Origin of the sequence: Pantoea sp. ME81, from assembly GCF_903970985.1 — a bacterium.
Lineage (GTDB): Bacteria > Pseudomonadota > Gammaproteobacteria > Enterobacterales > Enterobacteriaceae > Pantoea > Pantoea communis.
Map to the genome: position 1 here is coordinate 1 of NZ_CAJCKS010000260.1, position 4933 is coordinate 4933.

Annotated in this window: 5 protein-coding genes and 1 pseudogene; 2 read left to right on the forward strand and 4 right to left on the reverse strand. The window is 54.1% G+C overall.

Translation table 11 applies throughout. The annotated features are described in order from the left end of the window. Both H7A81_RS27580 and H7A81_RS25650 read left to right on the forward strand, forming a co-directional pair. A pseudogene (locus H7A81_RS27580) lies at positions 1-205 on the forward strand (undecaprenyl-diphosphatase); the annotation flags it as partial. A gap of 19 nt (positions 206-224) precedes the next feature. Further along, positions 225-944 carry a phosphatase PAP2 family protein gene (locus tag H7A81_RS25650; RefSeq protein WP_182059149.1) on the forward strand — a complete coding sequence of 240 codons (720 nt, stop codon included), beginning with the start codon at positions 225-227 and terminating at the stop codon, positions 942-944. Between the two features lie 417 nt (positions 945-1361). Here H7A81_RS25650 and H7A81_RS25655 read toward each other — a convergent pair whose 3' ends face one another. From H7A81_RS25655 to H7A81_RS25670, 4 genes are all read right to left on the reverse strand, one after another. Continuing rightward, positions 1362-1649 (reverse strand): hypothetical protein, encoded by a 288-nt coding sequence (locus tag H7A81_RS25655; RefSeq protein ID WP_182059150.1) that lies wholly within the window; start codon positions 1647-1649, stop codon positions 1362-1364. Positions 1650-1755: 106 nt separating this feature from the next. Beyond that, positions 1756-3147, reverse strand: a complete 1392-nt coding sequence (locus tag H7A81_RS25660) for a heavy metal sensor histidine kinase (protein ID WP_182059151.1) — start codon at positions 3145-3147, stop codon at positions 1756-1758. Next, positions 3131-3835 carry a heavy metal response regulator transcription factor gene (locus H7A81_RS25665; RefSeq protein WP_034829737.1) on the reverse strand — a complete coding sequence of 235 codons (705 nt, stop codon included), beginning with the start codon at positions 3833-3835 and terminating at the stop codon, positions 3131-3133. Before H7A81_RS25665 ends, H7A81_RS25660 begins: the two co-directional genes overlap by 17 nt. After that, positions 3832-4933 (reverse strand): efflux RND transporter permease subunit (locus H7A81_RS25670; RefSeq protein WP_182059152.1); only part of this gene is annotated, 1102 nt, incomplete at its 5' end. The genes H7A81_RS25670 and H7A81_RS25665, both read right to left, overlap by 4 nt.

A 4933-nucleotide genomic window follows, 5' to 3' on the forward strand; every position in this document is an offset into this window, starting at 1 on the left:
TTCCCTACGCGCCGCTCTTCTGTACTGTCGAAGCTATATGGAGGTGCATTTCCCCGGCGATATGTTGGGTTCGGTGCTGGTGGCACTGGGATGTGCATTCGCTGTGAATAAAGCGGAACCGCTACTCACACCGCTGTTTGATAAACTCTGCAATTTGCATACTTATTTATTGGGGTATTTAAAGCTCACGCGCGTAAAACATTAATTGACGGATGATTAAACCGATGCGATTTTTACGCAGCCCTTATATTGCGCTGTTCATCAGTTGTGCATTGTTGTTTGCTATTCCGTTATTTGCCTGGGGAATTCACTGGAGCTGGAATGCCAACGATCAATCCGCGCTGTTATGGTGGTTTTATGTGCTGACGCAGACCGTGAGTAAACCATTTGGCTTTATCACGTCTGCGTTAATGTTGTTTGTTTTGATTTATACGCTGAATATTCGTCGGGGAGAGTGGCTTAAATTTGCGTTGGTGATGTTATTGCCGGTTATCGTTGGACAAGTGGCGGTCAGCGAGATCAAAAAGACCAACCATGAGCCACGCCCCTATGTGGTGTGGCTGAGTCAGACGGACAGTGAGATTGATCGCCACTTTTACCAGGATGATCCTGCCCAGCGGCAGCAGCTGGTTAGCCAGCGGTTGGCTAATAACCCCCAGATTCCGGATTGGCAGAAGCAGCACTGGCTTCAACAGGTCGATCCTGCCTTTCCTTCCGGGCACACGATTTTTGCCGCCACCTGGGCATTAATGGCGGTGGCGCTGCTGATGGCGCGGGGTAAGTGGCTGTTGGCTGGGGGAGTGATGCTGTGGGCCTATGGTGTGATCATCAGCCGTCTGGCGCTGGGTATGCACTGGCCGGGGGATCTGTTTACGTCGATTATGATTGCGCTGTATCTGAGTTTGCCTGCGGTGTGGTGGTGGTTGCGGCGAAAGGCAGGCTAAACGTTGCTCTACAAGCATTAGGTGATAACGCAGTCTGGTGCCGCTCTGGGGCTGGCTGTCCTCGCGCCGCTGACGCGGTACCTTCACTTCACTCGTCAGCCTGACGGACCGGTGCATACGGGACTTTCCCTGTCCCGGCTGCACCTTTCGCCAGCATCCATGCTGGCTCTCCTGGCTTCCTCATTCCGTTCAGCGCTGCGAAATGCCAGCCCCAGAGCGGCACCAGCCTGCTTGCTAACATCCGTTTACGCTGTTTGAAAGGGCGCGATGACTCAGGCGATAGCGCTTTTACTGCCACAAAGCGCACTGTGTCGGAGGCCCGCACCAACATGTTCATATATATAAAAAGGCCGCCATTTTAGAAAATAGCGGCCTCATTCTAAAAGCACCTAAGCATTCGCCAGTGAATTGATTCTCTTATTGCTGCTGATAAACCGGCGAGTGGACGGATTTATCGGTCAGGGGATGTAGCTTGCTGTCATTATTGACGTGGTGATATTGATCCTCATCCCCCATATTAATTTTCTTCTCGCCTAAATCGAAGGGATAATTCTCGTACAGTTTATTCGGTGTGCCGGGATGCCAACTGGCGGGAGTTAATAGCCAGGTATTGGCGGTGCGTTCGACGCCGATATTGGCTTCAACCTGAGTGACAGCTAACAGGGAAAAGGCGGCTAAAAGAATCATCACTAATTTCTGTTTCATGGTGGTCACCTCGTGGTTAATAACAACGGTTGTGTTGATAGCGTTATTTTCTCACTGTGGCGGTGACCACACTCAAACCTGAAGATGACAATTTTGACAGGCGATATTATTGCGGAATCGAGAAGGTAAAGGTGCTGCCTTTACCGAGTGTGCTGATGACCGCGACTTTACCGCCGTGCAACTCGGCGATGGTTTTCACAATCGCTAATCCCAGGCCGGTATTTTCGGTACTGGTGCGTGAAGGGTCGGCACGATAAAAACGCTCAAACAGATGCGGAAGATGTTCGGGTTCGATGCCTTCACCATTATCCTGCACGCTAAAATGCAGCCAGTGGGGCTCGCGAACCGCACGCAAAATGATCTCACCGCCATTGGGCGTGTAGTGCAGAGCATTCGACAGCAGGTTAGAGATGGCGCGCTGAAAATGCAGCGGATCGGCGATAAATGACTCATCGCCCGTTTGTATCAGCGTGATGTTTTTCTCCTCCGCCAGAATGTCGTAAAAGCCAATCAGACGACGGAACTCATTGGCGCTATTCAGCAACTCCTTTTTCAACGGCTCGCGACTGTTATCGGCACGCGCCAAAAACAGCATCGAGGAGACGGTGCGCGACAGTCGTTCACCTTCTTCCACTATCGCCTCTAACGTCTCCTGATAATCCGCCGCACTGCGCGGTTGATTCAGGGTCACGCTGGCTGCTGAAATCAAATTATTGATCGGTGCGCGCAGCTCATGCGCGAGGTCGGAAGAGAAGCGCGTCAGCTGGGCAAAGGAGGCTTCCAGTCGTGTTAACATACTGTCGAACGAAGAGGCTAACACCACCAATTCTGACGGCCAGCGCTCGGTGGCCAACCGCGTGTGCAGCTCTTCCACGTTGATGGTCTCAATCTGACGGCTGATCACCCGCAGCGGGCGCAAGCCTCGACGCGCCAGACCATAGCCGCAGGCGGCAAACAGCAGGATCGCCAGCGCCGCAGCAATCTGCATGCGCGCCCAGTAATTTTCGATGATTTCATTATTGCGTGAGACGTTAAGTGCGGCCTGCACCAGCCACAGCTCTTTGTCCTTGAGCGGGAAAGTGGTGGCGGTAATCAGATACTTCTCGTGCAGCTCACCGTCATGGTGCTTCCAGCTCTGGTAGTTAAAGTCTTTGGTCGGGGCAGGATAGGCGGATTGCGGTACGCGCATATTTTTCGACTGAGACCAGACCTTGCCATCCGGGCTGATAATGCGCAGTGACAGGCGATCCTGCTCAGCGATGAACTCGAATAACTCCTTTTGCCACTGCTCCTGCGGACCCTGACGTTCGCTGATGGTGCTGGCAATCTCTTTCTGGAACTGTAACGTGCTGCGCAACTCATTGACATCTTTGCTGTTGAGCTGGTCGCGTAACGTTTGATAGAGCAGGCCGGAGACGCTGTACAGGACTATCGCCATCGCCACAGAGAAGAACAGGGTGAGACGAACAGTGATCGGGACGTTACGGGGTATCAGCATGCTCTTTTTCTTCCAGGACATAACCGGCACCCCGGATGGTGTGCAGCAGTTTTACCTTGTAGTTATCATCAATTTTGCCGCGCAGACGGCGGATCGCCACGTCAATCACGTTAGTTTCAGGATCGAAATTCATGTCCCACACCTGCTCGGCGATCACCGTACGCGACAACACTTCACCGCTGCGACGCATCAACAGGCTCAGCAGCAGAAACTCTTTCTGCGTCAGCTCAATGCGGTTGCCTTCGCGTGAGACTTTGTGCTTCACAAAGTCCAGCACCAGCCCGCCAATTTGCAACTGGGATTCATCACTGCTCAACACTGCACTGGGCGTCTGACGGCGCAGGATCACCCGCGCGCGTGCCAGCAGTTCACTGAAAGAGAAGGGCTTGATCAGGTAATCTTCCGCGCCCAGCTCCAGCCCTTTCACGCGATCTTCAATATCATCGCGTGCGGTGAGAAACATGACCGGTGTGGCGCGATCGGCTTGCCGCGCCATCTCCAGCAGTTTCCAACCGTTGATGCCCGGCAACATCACATCGAGGATTGCCAGGTCGTAATCGTGGGTAAGCAGCAGGTGCAGACCGTCAATACCGTTGGCAGCCACATCCACCACAAAGTCATTCTCGCGCAGCCCTTTGGCGATGTAATCCGCCGCCATCTGCTGATCTTCTACCAATAACAGTCTCATGCTTCCTCCGTCGCGTGGGTCAGCGCATCCAGCCGCGCACCGGTGCGATCAAACAGCAAGTACAGCACCGGCGTGATAAACAGGGTGATGAATTGTGAAAACACCAGGCCACCGACCACGGCCACGCCCATCGGCTGGCGTAACTCGGCGCCAGCACCCCAGCCACAGGCAATCGGTAGCGCACCCATGATGGCGCACAGGGTGGTCATCATGATGGGACGGAAGCGCTGCAAACAGGCCTGAATGATCGCGTCATGCGCGCTCAGCCCCTGCTCACGCTGTGCCGAAAGCGCAAAATCGATCATCATGATGGCGTTCTTTTTCACGATACCAATCAGTAGCAAAATGCCGATCATGGCAATAAAGGTCAGATCCAGTCCCATCAATCTGAGCGACAGCAGCGCGCCAACGGCTGCAGAGGGCAGGCCCAGCAGAATGGTAATGGGGTGGATCCAGCTTTCATACAGCATACCGAGAATCACGTAAATCACCGCCAGCGCCAGCACAATTAACCACACCTGGCTGCTCTGCGACTGCTGAAACAGCGCCGCTTGTCCGGCGTAGTTGCCAAACACCGTGGCGGGCAGGTTGATGGCGCTTTCCGCCTGGCTGATGGCTTGCGTGGCATCGGACAGAGACTTGCCTGGCGCAAGGTCAAAGGAAATGGTGATCGCGGGCAACTGGCCCTGATGGTTCACGGCGGTGACGCCCTGTACGCGGCTGATGTGCGTAAAGGTCGACAGCGGCAACAGATCGCCCGACGCAGAACGGACATAAATCTGTGACAGGTCACTCTCGTTCTGACGGAACGGCTGCTGCACTTCCATGATCACCTCATAGCTGTCTTCCGGTGCATAGATGGTGGAAGCCTGCAATGTGCCAAAGGCGGCGTACAAATTGCTGCGGATCTGGTCGAGATCGACGCCCAGCAGTGAGGCTTTATTGCGGTCAATGGTGAGCTGCGCCTGTAAACCGTTGAGCTGGGCATCACTGTTCACACCGACAAACACACCGCTCTTGTTCATTTCTGCCATTAGTTGATTAGTGTAGTCGTTGAGGCTTAAGCCGCTGCTGCTGCTCACCGATTGCAGTGTGTAC